The 20,450-nt window shown below is 31.9% G+C and carries 19 protein-coding genes and 2 other annotated features; of the genes, 2 read left to right on the top strand and 17 right to left on the bottom strand.

Annotated features, from left to right (window positions below; genetic code table 11):
- Positions 1–23: 23 nt before the first annotated feature.
- The 8 genes from ACZYT4_RS02685 to ACZYT4_RS02720 all read right to left on the bottom strand — a co-directional run bounded on the left by ACZYT4_RS02685 (position 24) and on the right by ACZYT4_RS02720 (position 10,491).
- Complete coding sequence (locus ACZYT4_RS02685) at positions 24–1,106, bottom strand: M24 family metallopeptidase (RefSeq protein ID WP_463782114.1); 1,083 nt, start codon at positions 1,104–1,106, stop codon at positions 24–26.
- The gene (gene aspS / locus ACZYT4_RS02690; RefSeq protein WP_463782115.1) at positions 1,084–2,850 is read right to left on the bottom strand and encodes an aspartate--tRNA ligase; all 1,767 of its coding nucleotides are present in this window, start codon (positions 2,848–2,850) and stop codon (positions 1,084–1,086) included. The genes ACZYT4_RS02685 and aspS overlap by 23 nt, the downstream gene beginning before the upstream one ends.
- Positions 2,843–4,123 carry a histidine--tRNA ligase gene (gene hisS, locus ACZYT4_RS02695; RefSeq protein ID WP_463782116.1) on the bottom strand — a complete coding sequence of 427 codons (1,281 nt, stop codon included), beginning with the start codon at positions 4,121–4,123 and terminating at the stop codon, positions 2,843–2,845. Before hisS ends, aspS begins: the two co-directional genes overlap by 8 nt.
- A gap of 37 nt (positions 4,124–4,160) precedes the next feature.
- Positions 4,161–4,344, bottom strand: a binding site (T-box leader).
- An 817-nt stretch (positions 4,345–5,161) separates the two neighbouring features.
- Entirely contained in the window at positions 5,162–5,644 is a 483-nt protein-coding gene (locus ACZYT4_RS02700; protein WP_463782117.1) for a nucleoside-diphosphate kinase, read from the bottom strand.
- 62 nt (positions 5,645–5,706) lie between these two features.
- The gene (locus tag ACZYT4_RS02705) at positions 5,707–7,923 is read right to left on the bottom strand and encodes a RelA/SpoT family protein (RefSeq protein ID WP_463782118.1); all 2,217 of its coding nucleotides are present in this window, start codon (positions 7,921–7,923) and stop codon (positions 5,707–5,709) included.
- A gap of 47 nt (positions 7,924–7,970) precedes the next feature.
- Complete coding sequence (locus tag ACZYT4_RS02710; RefSeq protein WP_463782119.1) at positions 7,971–8,483, bottom strand: adenine phosphoribosyltransferase; 513 nt, start codon at positions 8,481–8,483, stop codon at positions 7,971–7,973.
- 59 nt (positions 8,484–8,542) lie between these two features.
- Positions 8,543–10,165 (bottom strand): single-stranded-DNA-specific exonuclease RecJ, encoded by a 1,623-nt coding sequence (recJ, locus tag ACZYT4_RS02715; RefSeq protein WP_463782120.1) that lies wholly within the window; start codon positions 10,163–10,165, stop codon positions 8,543–8,545.
- Between the two features lie 38 nt (positions 10,166–10,203).
- Positions 10,204–10,491: a post-transcriptional regulator gene (locus tag ACZYT4_RS02720; protein ID WP_463782121.1), complete on the bottom strand. Its 288-nt coding sequence runs from the start codon at positions 10,489–10,491 to the stop codon at positions 10,204–10,206.
- A 79-nt stretch (positions 10,492–10,570) separates the two neighbouring features.
- Here ACZYT4_RS02720 and ACZYT4_RS02725 point away from each other — a divergent pair, with 79 nt between their 5' ends.
- Positions 10,571–11,881: an oligosaccharide flippase family protein gene (locus ACZYT4_RS02725; RefSeq protein ID WP_463782122.1), complete on the top strand. Its 1,311-nt coding sequence runs from the start codon at positions 10,571–10,573 to the stop codon at positions 11,879–11,881.
- Here the strand turns inward: ACZYT4_RS02725 and ACZYT4_RS02730 are convergent.
- From ACZYT4_RS02730 to ACZYT4_RS02770, 9 genes are all read right to left on the bottom strand, one after another.
- The gene (locus ACZYT4_RS02730) at positions 11,876–13,015 is read right to left on the bottom strand and encodes an aminotransferase class I/II-fold pyridoxal phosphate-dependent enzyme (protein ID WP_463782123.1); all 1,140 of its coding nucleotides are present in this window, start codon (positions 13,013–13,015) and stop codon (positions 11,876–11,878) included. The genes ACZYT4_RS02725 and ACZYT4_RS02730 overlap by 6 nt on opposite strands.
- The gene (locus ACZYT4_RS02735) at positions 13,015–13,743 is read right to left on the bottom strand and encodes an amino acid ABC transporter ATP-binding protein (protein ID WP_463782124.1); all 729 of its coding nucleotides are present in this window, start codon (positions 13,741–13,743) and stop codon (positions 13,015–13,017) included. Before ACZYT4_RS02735 ends, ACZYT4_RS02730 begins: the two co-directional genes overlap by 1 nt.
- The gene (locus tag ACZYT4_RS02740) at positions 13,736–14,419 is read right to left on the bottom strand and encodes an amino acid ABC transporter permease (RefSeq protein ID WP_463782125.1); all 684 of its coding nucleotides are present in this window, start codon (positions 14,417–14,419) and stop codon (positions 13,736–13,738) included. Before ACZYT4_RS02740 ends, ACZYT4_RS02735 begins: the two co-directional genes overlap by 8 nt.
- A 19-nt stretch (positions 14,420–14,438) precedes the next feature.
- A complete protein-coding gene (locus tag ACZYT4_RS02745; protein WP_463782126.1) occupies positions 14,439–15,224 on the bottom strand; it encodes a substrate-binding periplasmic protein in 786 nt (261 codons plus the stop codon).
- Between the two features lie 129 nt (positions 15,225–15,353).
- Positions 15,354–15,561 (bottom strand) — a binding site (T-box leader).
- Positions 15,562–15,595: 34 nt separating this feature from the next.
- On the bottom strand, positions 15,596–16,990 hold the full coding sequence (locus ACZYT4_RS02750; RefSeq protein WP_463782127.1) for an MDR family MFS transporter: 1,395 nt from the start codon (positions 16,988–16,990) through the stop codon (positions 15,596–15,598).
- Between the two features lie 28 nt (positions 16,991–17,018).
- Positions 17,019–17,468 carry a MarR family winged helix-turn-helix transcriptional regulator gene (locus ACZYT4_RS02755; RefSeq protein ID WP_463782128.1) on the bottom strand — a complete coding sequence of 150 codons (450 nt, stop codon included), beginning with the start codon at positions 17,466–17,468 and terminating at the stop codon, positions 17,019–17,021.
- A gap of 185 nt (positions 17,469–17,653) precedes the next feature.
- A complete protein-coding gene (locus ACZYT4_RS02760; RefSeq protein ID WP_463782129.1) occupies positions 17,654–17,887 on the bottom strand; it encodes a hypothetical protein in 234 nt (77 codons plus the stop codon).
- Between the two features lie 8 nt (positions 17,888–17,895).
- The gene (locus tag ACZYT4_RS02765) at positions 17,896–18,432 is read right to left on the bottom strand and encodes a nitroreductase family protein (RefSeq protein WP_463782130.1); all 537 of its coding nucleotides are present in this window, start codon (positions 18,430–18,432) and stop codon (positions 17,896–17,898) included.
- A 54-nt stretch (positions 18,433–18,486) separates the two neighbouring features.
- On the bottom strand, positions 18,487–19,389 hold the full coding sequence (locus ACZYT4_RS02770; RefSeq protein WP_463782131.1) for a hypothetical protein: 903 nt from the start codon (positions 19,387–19,389) through the stop codon (positions 18,487–18,489).
- Positions 19,390–19,552: 163 nt separating this feature from the next.
- Here ACZYT4_RS02770 and ACZYT4_RS02775 point away from each other — a divergent pair, with 163 nt between their 5' ends.
- Positions 19,553–20,449 (top strand): transposase, encoded by an 897-nt coding sequence (locus ACZYT4_RS02775; RefSeq protein WP_463782132.1) that lies wholly within the window; start codon positions 19,553–19,555, stop codon positions 20,447–20,449.
- The last annotated feature ends 1 nt before the right edge of the window (position 20,450 follow it).

Raw genomic sequence — 20,450 nt, forward strand, 5'->3', positions numbered from 1 at the left:
CCAAATTCCATAGCTTCTTTATTTTATCCAATAACCATCAAATCTTTTGAATAGTGATTTAAAACTTCACAACCATCTTCTGTAACTAAAACCAAATCTTCAATTCTGACACCAAATTCACCTTGAATATAAATGCCTGGTTCAATTGAGAAAATCATTCCTGGCTGTACTTCCATATCAAACGAAGCAGAGACATCACCATATTCATGAACATCTCTTCCGATAAAATGTCCTAAACGATGATTAAAGTTTGGTCCATAACCAGCTTCACTGATAATATCTCTAGCTGTTTTATCAATATCACATAATCTCACACCTGGTTTGATCATAGCTTCAGCTGCTTCATTAGCTTTTTTAACCAATTCATACACTTCTCTTTGTTTATCAGAAACTTCTTTATAGAAAACTGTTCTTGTCATATCACTGCAATATCCCTGATAAATACCACCCATATCAATGACAATGCTATCACCAGCTTTTAGCTTTGAATCATCACAACCATGATGACCATCTGCCCCATTAGGACCATATCCAATAATAGGGCTAAAAGAATTACCACTGCATCCTAATGATTGGAAAATACCATCTAACTGTTGTCCAACTTCTTTTTCTGTGAGTGTTCCTTTTGCACATAGCTGAATCACTTGATCAATCGCCTGGTCATTGAATTGACTTGCTTTACGCATGAGTTCAATTTCCTCATCATCTTTATGCATTCGGACATAATCAACACAAATTGATCCAAGTTCAAAACAACATTCTTCGTTAGCGAGTTCCATGACTCTCATTAAGAATTTAGCTTCCCAATTTTTATCAACACCTACGCAATTAGCATCTTTTAAAACTTCAGCAATTTTTGCAGGTCCATCTTCTGTATCATCATACCAGATAATATTTAAATCTAATTTTTGGTCTAAATAAAACAAATTGTTTAAAAATAAAGTATGATCTCCGTCTAATGATAAAACCAAAGCATACATTCTTTCTCCCGGATGATTATCATAACCAATTAAATAATTAATAGAGCTAGGATCACTGATAATCAAATGATCCATCCCTCTTTGACTCATTTCATTTAAAACATTATTCAGTCTTGTCTGATTCATATTCTTTCACCCCTATTCCTAATTCTTCTAATTGTGCATCAGCAACTGGTGTTGGTGCTTTTGACATTGGACAAGTTGCACTCGTATTTTTAGGGAAAGCAATCACATCTCTTAAAGAATCACAACCACATAGTAACATCGCAATTCTATCTAACCCTAAAGCAAATCCTCCATGTGGTGGAGTTCCATACTGTAATCCTTCAACAAACCATCCAAATTGTGCATCAATTTGTTCTTGAGTGAATCCTAAAGCTTTAAATGCTCTTTCTTGAACATTTTGATCATAAATTCTTTGTGATCCACCACCTAATTCATAACCATTTAAAACGATATCATAAGCATCTGCTAAACAATGTTCTGGATCTGTTTCTAATTTATCTAAATCTTCATCTTTTGGTTTTGTGAATGGATGATGTTTTGCATAATATCTTTGTGTTTCATCATCATATTCAAACATTGGGAAATCAACAACCCATAAGAAATCAAAAGTATTTGGATCATATAATTTTAATTCTTTTCCTAAGTAGTTACGAATAGCAGCTAAAGAATCGCAAACAACTTCATATTTAACATCTCCAACAAATAACAATAAATCCTGACTATGTGCATTCATCGCTGTTAATAATCTTTCTAATTGATCTTCAGTAAAGAATTTTGCGATAGGACCTTGAACACCATCATCAGTCACTTTTAACCATGCTAAACCTTTAGCTTTATAAGTTTTTGCAAGTTCAGTTAATTGATCAATCTTTTTACGAGAAAAATTGGCTGCTTCACCAACAACATTTATTCCTTTGACATGTCCACCAGCATCTATTGCGTTTTTAAAGACTGCAAAATCCACATCACTAACAACATCATTCAAATTCACAAGTTCTAATCCAAAACGTGTATCAGGTTTGTCAATCCCATATCTTTCCATTGCTTCATGCCAAGTCAAACGTCTTAAAGGTAATTCAATATCAATACCTTTAACATCCTTCATTAATTTCTTGATCATACCTTCTCCAATTTCTAGAATCTGATCAGTTGACATAAAGCTCATTTCAACATCGACTTGTGTAAATTCAATTTGGCGATCAGCACGTAAATCTTCATCTCTAAAACAACGTGCAATCTGATAATATCTTTCAAATCCAGCAACCATTAATAATTGTTTAAACAATTGAGGTGACTGTGGTAAAGCATAGAAAGATCCTTTATGAACACGTGAAGGCACCAAGAAATCTCTTGCCCCTTCTGGTGTAGAACGGTTTAAATAAGGTGTTTCAATATCAATAAAATCTAAGTTATCTAAATATTCTCGAATGCTTCTTGTAATTTGATGTCTTGTCATTATATTTTTTTGCATCACAGGACGTCTTAAATCCAAATAACGATACTGCATTCTTGTTTCTTCTAAAGCATCTGTTTCATCAGCCACAATCATAGGTGTTAATTTGGCCGTATTAATGATGGTAAAAGCACTTGCTTGAATTTCAATATCACCTGTAGGAATCTTTGGATTTTTAGAAGATCTTTCAATAACTGTTCCTTGAACAGATAAAATATATTCATTTTTTACTTCTTTTAATCTTTCTTCAAAAGATTCATCAAAAATCACCTGAGTAATTCCATAACGATCTCTTAAATCAACAAAAACCAAAGCTCCTAAATTTCTTTTCTTGGCAACCCAACCAATCAATTCAACTTGTTGACCAACATTTTCAATTCTTAATTCCCCATTATTATGTGTTCTATTCATGATCATGATCTCCTTCATAATGATTTTCAATAAATTCTACAATATTTTCTAATGGCACTTCCACTTGTTCTTTTGTATGATTACATTTCATATTGACAACTTCTTTTTGAACTTCATCTTCCCCAATGATCATTGAAAAATGCGCATGGAAACGATCAGCAGATTTAAACTGTCCTTTTAATCCACGATCACATTGATCCATATCACAAGTAAAACCATTAGCACGAAGCATTGTCATAATCTGCATAGCTAAATCTTTAGCTTCAGTTCCTAAAGGCATGATATAAACATCTAAACCTTCATCATCATCATGATCATCACCTAAAGCAATCATCAATCTTTCCATTCCAAAAGCAAAGCCAACACCAGGTGTTTGTGGTCCACCTAATTCTTCTACAAGGCCATTATAACGACCTCCTCCACCAACTGTTGAACCAGCACCCAATTTTGGATCATCAGAAATAATTTCAAAGACTGTATGTGAATAATAATCTAATCCTCTAACCAAGTTAGGATCAACAACATAATCAATTTCTAAATCATCTAATAAAGCACAAACTTTTTCAAAATGTGCTTTTGCATTATCACTTAAATAATCAATTGTTTTGGGTGCAGTTTGCATCATAGGATGATTTTTATCAACCTTACAATCTAAGATACGTAATGGATTTTTTTCATAACGCACCTGACAATCATGACATAACTCATTCAAAACAGGTTGGAAATGATTTTGTAAAGCTTCACGATAAGCATCGCGAGATTCCTGATCACCTAAAGAATTGATATGTAATTGAATATTTTTCAATCCCAATGCTTTGACAACTGTTACAGCCATCAACATACATTCTACATCAACATATGGTGATTCAACTCCTAACATTTCTACACCAAATTGATGAAATTGTCTCTGTCTTCCATTTTGTGGTCTTTCATATCTGAACATTGGACCCATATAATAAACTTTCTGTAATTTTTCAGGCATTCCATAAAGCTTATTTTCTACATAAGCTCTCACAATACCAGCTGTTCCTTCTGGTCTTAATGTGATAGAACGCCCTTTTTTATCTTCAAAAGTATACATTTCTTTAGATACAACATCTGTTGTATCACCAACAGCACGATTGAATAATTCTGTATGTTCAAAAATCGGTGTTCTCATTTCTTTCACATTATAATTTGCACAAATTGTTCTTAATAATTGTTCTAACTCCTGCCATTTTCCAGATTCAGTAGGCAAAATATCTACTGTTCCTCTTGGTGCTTTATAGGCCATATCTCTATCCTCCTTCAAAAAATAAAAAAACGTCCTCTCTAAGGACGTTATTAACGCGGTACCACCTTAGTTCATACAATGTATGCCCTCTCTGTCTTAACGCGACTCACGGTTACTTTCATAACTTCCTCCAAAGTGTCCCATAGCTTCCTCTATCTGTTTCCACCATCCACAGACTCTCTATTAGATTATCACTATTTAATCTTCTTCAACGGATTGACATCATTATAAAAGATTTGCTTATAAAAATCAAGTTTGTTTCATAAATCTTTTGTATTTACATATATACTTTCTTTATAGAAAATCAGCTAAAAATATCATTTATAAAAAGAGATAGGAATCTTTTGAATCTCAAATTTCACTACTCTGTGTTATTTTAGATTACTTTATTTGATTCCTATCTATTATCTAAAGAAGAAATATTATCTTCAATGTGATTCATTTATATTTAATTTATAAATAACGATAACTCTCAATTATCTATATTGCTTATCATTACAAAATTTTTATTTATCTTTTTTGATTCAACACCTATTCTCAAGACATATAATTTTATTATAATGATAATCTCATGATTAATGTTTCCATATTTTCAATAAAGCGATATCTTGATATTTTATTCATCTTATAAATCATCATGTTACTCAATTTTTTTATCTTTGTTTATTTTATTCTTGAATTTTTTGAAATAATCATTTTCTATTTTTACTATCGACTATTTCATTTTTCACATCGCTGATTTATATTATTCATATCTCTATCTTGATCACTCTTTATTATATCATGAACTTTTTTATTTATGGCCTATCTTTACCAGGCCTAACATATGTTAGGGGGTAGAAGATCTCTAATCAATCTATAGTCTTTTGGAAGATCAAGATTTTCCATGAACTTCAGTCCTAAACACAATGTTTTTTTCATATCATTTACTTCCATCATTTTTAAGACCTCCTTTCATTTCCTTTCCTTTTCTTCGTCTATATAATAACATATATTTGCCAAAAATGAAAGCCTTTTCATTTTCAAATTATGAAAACTTCATTTTAGAAAATATGACCATATTTTCAACTCTTTTTCAGCTTCCTGATGTGATGATGACGCATGAATAATATTGTAAACAAGTCTATTTTGTCTATCAGCTAGGTCATAGCTATCTTGGCTCAATCGTCCACGTATACTTTGTGGATCAGCCTGTTGTGGATTTGTTTGCCCTACGACTTTTCTTGAATAGGAAATAATATCCTCATCTCCCTGATAACACACAAGCATTGGCATAATATAATGAGGTCCATCAAAATAAAATGTATTAAATAATTTTGCAGGAAATTGAAATACTTTTCCCTTTTCATCAATAACACGATGATAGTGTTCTAATAAAATTTTCATGACATTCATATCTACCTGCACAATTTGACTTTTTTCAACAAAAAGTTTCTTTTCCTTTAACATCATTAACGCTTGTTCATTTTTATGATCCACAAAAGCATCAGGTTTTAACATCATATAAGTATATTGTTTCATATTCATTTCACCTCGTCATATCAAAAAATCATAAATAGTATATCCCTATTTATGACTTTTTATTAATGAATCACTCTTGTGATATTATAAATACCTTGAATTTTATTCAAATTATCAATAGTTGTCTGTAAGAGCTCTGCATTTTCAACAGATAATTTTAATTGAATTTGCGCCTCAGTATCAACAACACCAGCATTAATATTTAAGATATTCACTTTCACTTGCCCAAGAACTGTTATAATATCATTAAGCAAATTTGGGCGATCCAAACCACGAATATCTATATCAACCTCAAAACGTTTTTGCATAATATTTGTGTAATCCCAATAAACATCAATCAAACGCCCTTTCTCAACACCTTTTAAGTTAGGACAATCAGCACGATGCACTTTAATTCCCTGACCTTTGGAAACATAGCCAATAATCGCATCTCCTGGAATCGGATTACAACATTTAGAAAGCTGAACTTTCAATCCATCAACACCATTGACACTAATACCTAAGCTACTACTGCTTTTCTTTTGATTTTTTAAAGCATTATTATTCTTTTTTAAAATCTTTGAAAGATTATCAAAGAAACCACTACGATTTGGTAAAACTTTATCTATCAATGTAGCTGCAGTGGCCTGTTTTTTTCCAATCACAAGCAACAAATCATCAAAATTTCTAGCTCCAAAAGAGCCAAAATAAGCTTTATATGTTTCTGAATCCATAAATTTCTTTTCATCTAAATTACGTTTACGAATTTCTTCTTTTAACAGTTTTCTTCCTTCTTCAATAGCCTCTTTTTGTGTTTCTGCATCTTTTTTAGATATATACTGTCTAATTTTATTTCTGGCTCCTGCAGTTCTTACAAACTTCAGCCAGTCTTCACTTGGTCCAGAATTTTTATTTGTCTTAATTTCACAGACATCACCCGTCTTTAATTTCGTATTAATTGGAACCATAACATTGTTCACAATGGCTCCTACAGCATGATGTCCAACTTCCGTATGAATACGATATGCAAAATCAATAGGTGTAGCTCCATTTGGTAACTCAACAATTTTTCCTTGTGGCGTCATGACATAAACATTAGCTTCAAAGATATCTCTTTTTAAAGAATCATAATATTCTTTAGCGTCACCATCTTTAATTTCATCACTTAATGTTATAAAATCACCCAACCATTGTAATTTATCTACAATGTCCTTTTGTTCTTGTTTAGAAGAATATTCTTTTCCTTCTTTATAACGCCAATGAGAGGCAACTCCTCGCTCTGCCAGTTCATCCATTTCTTCAGTACGAATTTGAATTTCAAAAATATGTCCATCTTCACCAATCACTGCTGTGTGTAATGATTGATACATATTAGGTTTAGGCATCGCTATATAATCTTTAAATCTTCCAGGTAATGGACGATAATGATCATGAATAATACCTAAAACTTCATAACACTTCATTTTATCCTTTAAAATAATACGCAAAGCATTTAAATCATAAAGTTCATCAAAACGTTTATGTTTAATAACCATTTTTTTATAAATACTATAAATATGTTTTGCACGCCCTTTAATACGATAATCAATATGATTTTCATCTAATAGTTTTTTTACTGATTGCATCATTTTTTCAACAGATTCTTTACGTTCACTACGTTTCTGTTCTAATAATTCCGAAATTTCTAAATAAGCTTTTGGATCTAAATAACGCAAACATAAATCTTCCAATTCAATGCGAATATCGTTAATTCCTAAACGATGAGCTATAGGAGCATAAACCTCTAATGTTTCTCGAGAAATACGTTGTTGTTTTTCTGGTGGCATATACTGCAATGTACGCATATTATGCAGACGATCCGCCAATTTAATTAAAATAACACGTATATCTTTAGCCATTGCAATATAAATTTTACGATGGTTTTCAGCATAAACATCAGCTTCATCTTTAAAAGGCATTTTATTAATCTTTGTTACACCTTCTACCAGACTGGTAATTTCTTTCCCAAAACGCTCAACCATTTCATCATGAGATACATCACAATCTTCCATAACATCATGTAACAGTCCTGCTGCAATTGTTGTTGGACCAGTTTGTAAAGTTGTTAGAATATATGCAACCCAAATCAAATGAATTGTATAAGGTTCTCCACTCTTTCGCTTTTGTCCTTCATGTTTGACCATGATGAAATCATAAGCTTTTTGAATCAAATCAATGCTTTCTTTTTTGGTAATATAAGTCGAACAGCTTTCCAAGACATCATCAAATGTCACCTGATCATGCGCACCTTTATATTTCATATACTCTTCCTCCTTTACTTTATGCTAAAAAAGAGACAAAGTCTCTTTTAATATTTCAAGACTGAAAAAACGTCATAATCTTTTAAAAGTTCTCTTCCTTTTAAAGCTTCAAGTTCAATCAAAAAAGCAATTCCTACAACGTTTCCACCCATTTTTTCAATTAATGATATTGTGGCCTCTACTGTTCCACCTGTAGCTAACAGATCATCAACGATTAAAACATTCTGTCCCGGTTGAATACTATCACTGTGCATTTGAATCTCATTAGAACCATATTCAAGTTCATATGTCTGACTAATCACTTCACGTGGAAGTTTTCCAGGTTTTCTCACCGGTACAAACCCACATTCTAATGATAATGCAACTGGACATCCAAATAAAAATCCTCTTGCTTCAGGTCCTACGACAATATCTACATTTTTTTCTTTCGCAAAATCTGCTAATAAACGAATTGCTTCATGATAAGCATCTTTATTTGCCAATAATGGTGTCACATCTCTAAATAAGACACCTGGTTCTGGAAAATCAGGAATATCAGCAATATATTTTTTTAAATCCATAGCTTAAAAGCCCTCCTTATTCTATTATTATAACAAAGTTTCTTCCTTTTATAAAGACACTAAACGATATCTTTAATGATAAAGTTAATACTTTTTTGGTTTCTATATTCATTAATTTGCAGTGTTCCTACAACATTGATTGTTTTTATATTTTTCAAATCCCCATATAAATCACCATGTTGAAAGTATAACATAGCCATTTTACTATGATCTAAACCCGCTTCCATTTTTAAATGTTTTCCTTGACTCAATTGTTGAATTTGAGAAACAGAAACATTTCTCAACATATATAGCGGTTCTTCATTGCCCATGCCAAATGGTTCTAATAACGACAATGATTCGATATTAGCAATATCAATATCTTTTTCATCAATGCATAGAACTGATGTCGTTGATTGAAACGAAACATCTTTCAAAGTCTCTTCAAGACATTGACGAACAGAATCAAAATGCTCTTCATCAACAGTAAATCCTCCTGCCTGTGAATGTCCTCCACAAACAACAAACTGATCTTGATGTTCCATGAAAAACTGATGTAAAGAAAAGCCTTCTACGCTACGAGCACTTCCTTTATAAAGTCCTTTCTTTTTATCATATGCCATAACAAAAGCAGGTCTTTCATATTCACGTGTATATTTACCCGCAATAAGTCCAATTAATCCTTCATGCACCTGATCACTTGCCCAATATAAAAAGTGATCATTCATCGCCTCTTTTGCCATTTCATATTGTTGATTTGTCATTGATTGCCTTTTGGTATTTAATGATGTTGCCATTTGAGAGACTTTGATCATAAAATCTCTAGGAGCTTTTTTTAAAAAGTATTTAACCAGAACATTCGGAGAACAAAATTCTGGTAAACGACCAAAAGAATTGATTTTAGGAGCAATCGTAAAACCAATACTTGATGTAGAATAAGTTTGTTGATTACCAAGCAACAATTCTAATGAAGGATATTTTTCCTGTTTCATAAAAGTCAAAGCCTTTTTCACAAGAGAACGATTTTCATCTAATAATGGCATCATATCTGAAACAGTAGTAATCGCTGCCAGACAATATAAATACTTATCTTGTCTGCCTAATAAAGCACTTGCTAACTTATAGGCAACGAAACCTCCAGAAATTTCTTTAAAAGGGTAATCCGGTGATAATTTTGTATGAATAAAAGTACAGGCATCTGGCAAATCATTATCAAACTGATGATGATCAGTAATAATCACATCGACCCCTAGTTCATTAGCACGTTCAACCGCATCAAAAGCCTTAACACCATTATCAACCGTAATAATCAAAGAGTAACCCTTTTCTGCCATCTGCCCAACACGATGCACATTTAATCCATAACCATCTGTAAAACGATTAGGAATGTGATATCCAACTTCTATCCCCAGTTCTAAAAAAGCCTGAACCAGAATTGTTGTAGCTAATATACCATCACAGTCATAATCACCATATATACAAATTTTTTCATGATTTTCAATTGCTTCATGAATTCTATCCAATGTCATATCCGCCTCTTCAAACAGCGAAAAATCATGATAAATCAATCTTGGATTCAAAAAATCTTTTAAAGTCTGCTGATCATATCCTCGACTTTCTATCACTTTTGCAAGTAAAGAGTTAATATGATACTGATTTTGAATTTGCTGATAGTTTTGAGGTTCTATTAATTTATATTTCATTGTATTCTCCTTTAAAAATAAAAATAACTGTTTTACAGTTATTTGGCAATCAAATCATTAAAATCTTCTATATTCATAGATGAAGCTTCTTTAATCACTTTCATCTTTAAGTAATCAAAAACTTCAGAAAAGCAAAGTGACATAATATCATCAATAACATCACACATAGCTTTTGTCTCAACATCTCTCCACTTAATCGAATAAAGATAATCTTTAATATCACGACTATTGATTTCCTGAACGCCCTCATTTTTAAATTCATTAGCTTTTATACGAATTAAAAAAAGAATATCCAATGGTAAGTTATTCTTTACATTGATCTCCATTTACTGCACTTCCTAACATATTTTAAAAAAACTCAACATATTTATTATAAAGGAAATTCGACAATAAAGGAAGTGTTTTATGAAAAGAAAATTGATTAATTCATTTATTATATTAAGCAGCAGTACTTTGATTACAAAAGTCTTTTCATTACTCAATAGAATGCTTTTATCAAGACTTTTAGATGAAAATGGTATGGCACTTTACATTTTAGTTATTCCAACACTTTCTTTATGCATTACTTTAGCTCAATTTTCTATTCCCTCAGCTGTTTTTCGTTTGATCTCACATCCTCAATACAACAATAAAAAAGTCATTGTTTCCGCTATATGTATATGTTTTACAACATGTTTTATCATTATGTTTGGTCTGTTCTTCTTTTCCAAAACAATTGCTATCCATTTATTAAAACAAAATCAGGCATTTATCCCTATATTATGTATGTTACCATTTATTCCTTTGGTTGGAATAAGTGGGATTATTAAAAATTATTATTTAGGCAGAGAAGATGTATGGAATTTATCTCTCGCTCAATTTTTAGAAGAAGTCTCACGTATTATATTTACCTATATCATGATTCAATATTTCTCTTATCTGCCTATGACTTATTTAGTTGCTATTGCTATACTTGCTATGAGTATTGGTGAATTGACATCTATTATGTTTTTGATGTGGCGATTAAAAAGAAAAATCAATTGGCACTATCATCCAATGTCTTACTTTCAAAAACATTTTATTTTAAAAGATATGATGAATATCGCCTTACCACTAACAGGTTCAAGAATTCTTCATGTCTGTTATAATTTTATAGAACCGATACTTTTGGTCGCTATTCTTACAAGATTGCATATAAGTGAAAATCAAATTCATCTACAATATGCAATTATCAATGGATATGTCATTTCATTGTTAACGACACCTACTTTCTTTAACAATGTTGTTTTAAGATTGCTTTTACCAATTCTCAATAAAGATATCGCTTACCAACGTACATCAGCATTAAAAAAACATGTACTTTATGGTCTCATCATTTGCTTTTTTATCAGTCTACCTTTCACTCTTCTATTTTACTTCCATGGGGATTTCTGTTTGCAAATCATGTACAATACCACAAAAGGCTACGATTATCTCAAATACATGTCCATTCCTTTTACAATTTTTTATTTACAGACACCCCTTAGTGCAACTTTACAGGCTTTCAATAAAAACAAAGAAATGTTTATAATGAGTACTCTTGAAATTATTATTGAACTCATTTGCCTGATTATCCTGATTCCACGTTATCAGGTTGGAAGTGTTGCAATTGTGATGCTTGTCGGATTGTTTTCTACACTCGTTAGTTCCTTTTATTTTGTCTATAAACTCGTCTATAGTCAAAAAAACAGTCTATAGAATGATGTCTATAGACTGATGATCATATTGTCTTAACCAATTTGAAAATGTTATTAAACCTTCTTTTATGATTTTTTCATCTTGAGTAAAACCAAATCTTAAATGATATTCAGTATCAAATGCACTTCCTGGAACAAAGAAGACTCCTGTTTCTTTCTGCAATTTTTCACAAAGTTCCTTAGAAGGTATATCAATATGATAATGCAAAAAACAAACTGTCCCATGTCGAGGAATAACACAAGAAACCAATGGCTCCTGATCCAACCATTTTTGTAATATCTTCTTATTTTGTTTACAAATATCTATACTTCTCTTTAAAATAGACTCTTTATTTTCTAATACTAGACAAGCTAAATAATCATCCATAGGACCACTACTAATGATATGATAGTCTCTTCGATAATTAATCAGATCAATCACTTCTTTTGGGCCCTTAATCCATCCTAACCTTAAACCAGCAAAAGAAAAGACTTTAGATAAACTTTGTGTGACAATAGCTTTTTCGTAATAATCGCTAAATGAAGGAAACATGACTTCATTTTCAGTATCTACACCTCGATAAATTTCATCACATAAAATATAACAATCATTTTCTCTAGCAAGCGCAATGATGTCTTTCATCAAAGACAATGGGATTGTTGTTCCTGTAGGATTATTGGGTGAATTTAAACATATCATTTTTGTGTTTTTTTGCATGACTTTCTTAAAATCATCAAGTGAAGGCATCCATCCTTGTTCTTCATTTAAATGAATCAATGAAACATCACATCCCAAAGAACGTGGAAAATCATACATTTGCTGATAGGTAGGAAATAAACTGATGACATGATCACCAGGGTCTAGTAAACTGATCAATACCAATTCATTCGCATTAATAGCGCCATGAGCAATCGTAATATTTTCTTCATTTCCTTTTTCATATAATGATAAAATAGCCTTTTTTAAACGCTGAGAACCTACAATAGGTCCATAGTCCATTTTCATGGACATCAGTGTTTCCATAATATTTTCATCGACAAATTGTTGAAGTTCAGATAAAGATAAGGATGACACACATGTTTCCGTCAAATTATATTGACAATCGTTTTCATGATCTGTCATCCATGTTTCTACTTTAAATTCATTAATTTTCATTAATGCATAACCTTATTTAAGAAATCCTGAGCTCTTTGTGTCTTAGGATGTTCAAAAAACTCTTTAGCATTATTTTCTTCAACAATTTTTCCGTCTTCCAGGAAAATGACACGATCAGCAACTGTTTTCGCAAATCCCATTTCATGTGTCACAACAATCATCGTCATTCCTTCATTGGCTAATTCCTGCATAACTTCTAAAACTTCAATAACCATTTCAGGATCTAAAGCACTTGTTGGCTCATCAAAAAGCATGATTTGTGGATTCATACATAAACTTCTCGCAATCGCAACCCTTTGTTTTTGTCCACCAGATAACTTATTAGGATACTCATCTTTTTTATCCAAAAGACCGACTCTTTCTAAATACTGGCAAGCAATGTCTTCAGCCTCTTCTTTACTTTTTTTCATCACTTGAATCGGTGCCAAAGTTAAATTTTCTAGGACAGTCATATTAGGAAACAAATTAAAATGCTGAAAGACAAATCCCATTAAACTTCTTAATTTTTTATATGTTTCTACATTTTTTTCATCAAGTAATTGATCGTTCACATAAATATGTCCACTTTCTGGTTTTTCTAAGCCATTAATACATCTCAAAACTGTACTTTTTCCAGAACCAGAAGGACCAATCAAGCAAACAATTTCACCTTTTTTGATTTCCAAAGAAACATCATTAACCGCTTTTAAATCCTTAAATTGTTTCACTAGATTTTCTACTTTAATCACTGACAGCCAACTTCCTTTCTAATTTCTTTGCAAAGTACGAAATGGTTAATGTCATAGCCAGATAATAAACACCTGCCAGACAATAAGGAGACATAAATTCATAATATTGATTACCTAACACTTTAGCAGAATTCAGTAATTCTACAAGACCTATAATACTCACTAATGATGAATCTTTAATCAAAGTAATAAATTCACTAATTAAAGGTGGAATTATTCTTTTAAAAGCCTGTGGCAAAATAACAAGACGCATTGTCTGCCATCTCGATAAACCTAATGTTTCACAAGCTTCCCATTGTCCTTTGTCAACACCATTAATACCACTTCTGATAAGTTCTGTTGTATAGGCACCACTGTTAATACTCATTGCAACAACACCAATCAGAAAATAATTCATTCTAAAAACATTTCCTGTTATTTGAGTAATCATGATAGGAACAACATTAAAAATCAACATAATCTGTAATAACATAGGTGTTCCTCGAATCACTTCTACATATATATTTCCTAATATTCTTAAAAATCTATTTCTGGAAATTTTTGCTGAAGCTCCTAAAACACCAAAAATCAATCCAATTAAAAGGGATAGAGCTGCCATGCTTAAAGAAACCATAGCCCCTTTTAAAAGATAAATCAAATTATCAACAGTCAGAATTTCCCAAAAAGCAGTAAACATCATCTATCCCCTTCCATTTTTAATTTTCTAATTGTTTTAAACCATATTTTTCGCATAAAGTTCCATAATCATCACTTGCTAAGAATTGATCAAGAGCTTTATTAACCAAATCAATCATTTCTGTATTTCCTTCTTTAGCAATGATATAGTTTTTTTCATCCAATAATGATTCATCTAACATAACGAATCCTTGTTCTTTAACATAATTTTGAGCAACAGCTAAGTCTACAACAACTGCATCATATTGTTGACTTGTTAAAGCACTAAAAATTTCTTGTACATTTGAAACAGAAACAACTTGAGCATCTTTAACTGATTTTGCAGCTTTTTCACCAGTTGCTCCACTTTGAGCAGCAATCACTTTACCTTCAAGATCATCTACTGTTTTAATATCAGAATCTTTATTGACAACGGCAACTTGTGCTGTTGCAGTATAAGGTTTAGACCATTCTACTTTTCTGCTTTCATCATATGTAAACCCAGATACTCCTAAATCTACTTGTCCATTTTGCACTTGTGTCACAATATTTTCAAAAGACATTTGATGCCATGTAAATTTATATTCTGTATTGTCATCATTCAAATAGCTTGGAAATAAAGCAACCATATCTGGATCAAATCCAACAATATTACCTTCTGTATCTAATGATTCATAAGGTGCATAATCTGGAGATACTGCAATATTAATTTCTACAACTTCTTTACCACTTGCATTATCTGCAGTAGATGCATCATTTCCTCCTCCACAAGCTGTTACTGTTAATGCCATAGCGGCAACTAATAATCCTTTTAATAATTTTTTCATTTTCTTTCCCTCTTCTTTCTTTTTATTTATATTGATGTTTTATTTTTGTGATGTTATTTCCATCATCGCCGTAAAACCATCCTCATAAACTATCCCCTCTCTTTATAAAAAAACGTCTCTTAGTCAATACTAAGAGACGAAATCATCGCGGTACCACTCTTTTTGATATATCAAAGATATATCCACCTCTATCCTTAAAGCAGATTCACTCAACATCCTACTGAATTTCAGATATTGTTCTCCAAAGTGCGGTTCATTTAAACGCCTATACTGATCTCACACCAACATCAGCTCGCTTCATATTTGTTTAAACTACTCTCTTCTTCAACGAATTTTTATATGCTTATATTATAAGCTTTTGATTAAACATGTCAATAGTTTTTTGATTTTTTATCTTTGATCAATAGAATTGCCACAACAAACATGATAACAGCAATGATACTCATGATTCCAAAGGCAAAACGTAATCCTAAGAAATCAGCATGGTAACCACCTACTTGTGAGGCCACCAAATTCATGATTCCTACAAACAAAGCTGTTCCCATAGCTCCAGCCATAGTACGCAATGAATTTAACAAGGCTGTCCCATCAGCAGTATATTTTTCATTCAAATCACTAATTCCCCATGTCACAAGAGGCATCATTAAACATCCAATTGCTATATTACGAATAACATTAAGAATTGCAGTGACAACAACAGGAGTGTCTATTGTAAGTAAAAACATCCCTAATGTTCCTATGAATAATCCAATAGCTCCAGTTATTGCTAATTTTCTCATTCCTAATTTATCATATATTTTTCCAGCAATTGGTCCAACAAATGCCATCACCAATGATCCAGGAAGAGTAACCAAACCAGATATTGTTGCTGAATAACCTAAAATATTTTGAATATATAGTGGCAATAGAATTGATGATCCCATCATAATAAAATAAAGAATCATACTATTGAAAACACTTAAAGAAAATTGAAAGTTCTTAAACACTTTTATCTCTAAAAAAGGATGACTTAAATGCAACTGACGATAAACAAAGAATATTCCACCAACAACCCCTATAAGAAGCGGACATATAAACATATAAGATGTAATGCCTTGACTAGCATTTCCTATACCCAATGTCAAGCCACCAAATGCCGTGGCACTCAACAAGAAGGAAACAACATCAAATTTTTTGATTGTCGTTTCTATAACATCTTTCATGACTAGACAAGCATAAATAACAGAAATCAACATAATGACAAATGAACATACAAAAATCATTCGCCAGCCAAATGAATCCACAATAATTCCAGCCAAAGTTGGTGCAATAATGGGTGCTGCTCCAATAGAAAGTCCATACCATCCCATAATTGTTCCTCTTTTTTCAATCGGATAAATACTTAATAGGATAACTTGAGCAATTGAAGATGTCACACCATTGCTACAGGCTTGAAAGATTCGTCCAATCATTAACACAAAAAAATTAGGAGCTATAATACAAATCCCTGTTCCTACTAGAAAAATGGACAAAATGGAAATATACAATTTTCTAGTTGAAATACGAGTAATCAAAAAAGCCGTTAAAGGCATCATAATAGCCATAACAAGAGAATATGCACTTGTTAACCACTGCCCCGTAGAAGAGCTTATATGGAAATCAACCGTAATAGGTGGCAAAGCAGTTGTTAAAGCTGTTGATAGCAAAGATGTAGCAATACAGCTTATAATAATATTTACAAAAATCAGTGTCCTTGTTTTATCAGAAATGATATCACTTTTTGTCATATTCGTTTCTCCTCCCCTTTCTAAAACACTAATGATTATCCATTCTGTGCCAGACTTTTTGATTGATATTATCAACCATCTTCATCAAAATCTGTTCTGTAAACTCAATTTCTTCATTGGTTAGTCCCTGACATATTGTCTCATAAAAACTCTGATGAATAGATTTAATGCGTTTAGCTGCCGGAATAGCCAATTCAGTTAAATATAAATGCTTAATGCGTTTATCATTTTTATCTGGAATAATTCTTATATATTCAATCTGAGTTAATTTTTTGACAATCTTAGTCACTGTCGCCTTATCTACACGAATACATTCAACCATTTCTTGGGCTGAAGCCCCTGGATGATCATACAAATATTCAATATAGAATTGTTGTCCCCAGCCTATCTCATATTCAGCCAGTCCATGATCATAATACATTTTCATAAGTCTATCTAATATTGAAACATTTTGTCCAATACGGGAAAAATTTTCCATTTGATTCACCTCTCAACGATGGAATATCATACCATAAAAAGGTAGCGTGCGCAACTATTCAATTACCAGAAAGTCGTATAATGATGAAATATAGGATACTTATCAAATAATAAAACCATATAACATTTATTATTTTCTCATAAAAAACACGAGGCTTTTCTCCTCGTATTTCTTTTAAAAGACTGTCACTTTTTCATATAGAATAATATTTTTGATGAAATATCATGTACCTTTACAATGGGTTCATGTAATTGATTTAACTGCAATTGTACCTCATCTAACTGCTGATTCAATTCATTAATTTCTTCTTTTTGTCTATTGATTTCTTTTATTTCAGTGGTTAATTTTTCTCTACGATCTAATAAATAAACAGCAATACAGAGTAATACAAAACCACCGATAATATATATAATAATCACAGTATCCCTCATTTCATAACAGTTATATCTTCGAATGCTTTACGTTGTGGTCTTTCAACTTTGACATCGCTATAGCCTAAAGCAATAACACTGACAACAGCTTGATTATCAGGAATTGAAAAGACATCTCTGATTTTCTGTTCGTCACGAATACCCATAACCAATGTAGACAATCCTAATTCTGTCGCCTTCAACAAGAGGTTCATATTCTGCATACCACAATCATAATATCCCCATCCATTGCCTAGTTCATTCGTTGGTGTTCCATCTCTATTATAACCAGAACGATTTAAAACAATCGTAGAAACTATCAAAACAGGAGCTTGACCAACATTTTCCTGATTAAATTCAGGCAAAGCTTCCTTAACCTGCTGTACTGTTTCTTTAGATTTAGCAATATAATAACGTGTCACCTGTGAATTTTTCCATGAAGGCGCTAAAATAGCAGCTTCAATAATTTGATGAATCAAATCATCATCAACTTCTTTTGATAAATATTCTCTTCTGATACTTTTTCTTTTTTCTAATACTTCATTAAATTCCATATTTTCACCTCATATTCTTATTATAATCTTGAAGAATATATTTTGCAAATAAACTTATATTGCATCATCTATATATTGTATGGGGATGATTGCCAATGGCGCAATATCAGGAATCTGATCACCATCATCATGAAGAGCATAATTTCCATTCAAGGTTAAATAGACCTGATCACCCTCAGATAATTGATATGGTATAAAAACATCTTCTGCATAAACACTGTCCAAACACAGACATAATTTTTCATCATTTTGATAAGTTGACGTTTCTTCAGGTTTAAAAAAGATCTGATTTTCATTCTTTTCAATAACTGTCGTTAAAACTCTTGAGTAATCTTCTTGGTTTGAAGATGCAGTGACATCATTTTGTTGGCTTGTCAGCCAATCTTGTGAAGTAATCTGAATGGATTCATATGGGAAAATAACTTCCGCAACCTGATAATCACTATCCAAATTGATAATATGAATATCAACTGCACTATTGCAATCTTCCGTTGTTAGTACACGACTTGCTGTGACAAGACTTATCATTCCAAGCATATTTCCACCAACTTGAAAGGCTTCTTTTGCAAAAACATCAATAAAATGTTCCTGATTAATCCAGATAGTCATAGCCGAATAATCATCACGATAATCAATCTGATAACCTTCTCCCATTTTCATAAATTCTTCTGTTGCTTCTTCAATAAGTTTCTTATTTTGATCAATCAGTGCTTGTTTTTGTTGATCAGTTGCTTCTATCACAAGATATTCACCATCACGATAAATCTTTTCTCCATATTGAGAATCAATCTTTAAAGATTGATCATCAGAAACATAAGACATAAAATCTTCATATTCTTCTTTTCCTAAAAACCAATCATAGTAACCTGCAAAACGATATTCTGTTAGATTTGTTTGTTGAAGACTGTCTTGAGATTGACAACCTGCTATCAATAACAACAAACAACTTATAATCATTATAGAAATACCCTTTTTATCATAATTCCGGCTCTATACTAAAACTGGAGGGGAAGTTATCTTTCAATACTTCATCTTCCAGTTTTTTATATAATAATAGACATAGTCGATAACTCGTTTTACAATTAGTTCACCACAAACAAAAAGAAAGGAGTTATTTTCTATGTCCAATTTCAATTATACCAATGATATCTTAAAATCACTAGAATTAAATTCAATGAATGGTGTGTTTTTTCCTATTCCTTATCCTGATTCTGATTCCTGTTTCAGATATGAACATAAACCTGATGGTTCCACTATTAAATATGTTAATATCGTATCTTCTTCAACGAGCAAACCTTGTCCTCATTGCGGATGTGTTGATCGTCATGATTCTAATGGCATCAGAAAAATTTTTCTTACCCATACTTCTAATGGGCATTTAAAGACCGTACTCGAGGTTTCTTACAGAAGATACAAATGCAAGCATTGCCATAAATATTTCAAGGATGCCATCCCCTTTAGATTCCCTCATTCCAAGCTGACTACCATCGCTGCTCAAACCTGTCTTTTTGGCTTTAGGGAAAATACTGCAATGGCTGTACTTGCCAGATCTCATGGTCTTTCCAAAAGCACAGTCTATAGATTGTTTTATCATCATATAGACATCCCTCCTAGATTCTATCATCTTCCTTCTACGATCTCCATTGATGAATTTAGAGCAACAGTTGATGAAGGCACTTTTGCTTTTCATATAACTAATCCCATTACTGGTAAAACCATTGATATTATTGCAGATAGACGTGCTTCCTATCTCAAAAACTATTTCATGAGATTTCCTTACGATGAACGAAAGAAAGTCAGAATCATCGTCATGGATCTCTCAGGTGCTTTCCATTCAATCATGCATTCTCTTTTCCCTCATGCTCAGATCATTGCCGATAAATTTCATTATACAAGAATTGTGAGAGAAAACATGGTACAGGCAAGAATCAACTGTTGTAAAAATCTTAAAGATGCTTCTCTATCAAAACTTATCAAAAGAAATCTTCATCTTTTTGACCAATATAAAAAAGACTGAA

The sequence above is a fragment of the Massilimicrobiota sp. mt181 genome (genome assembly GCF_055420065.1).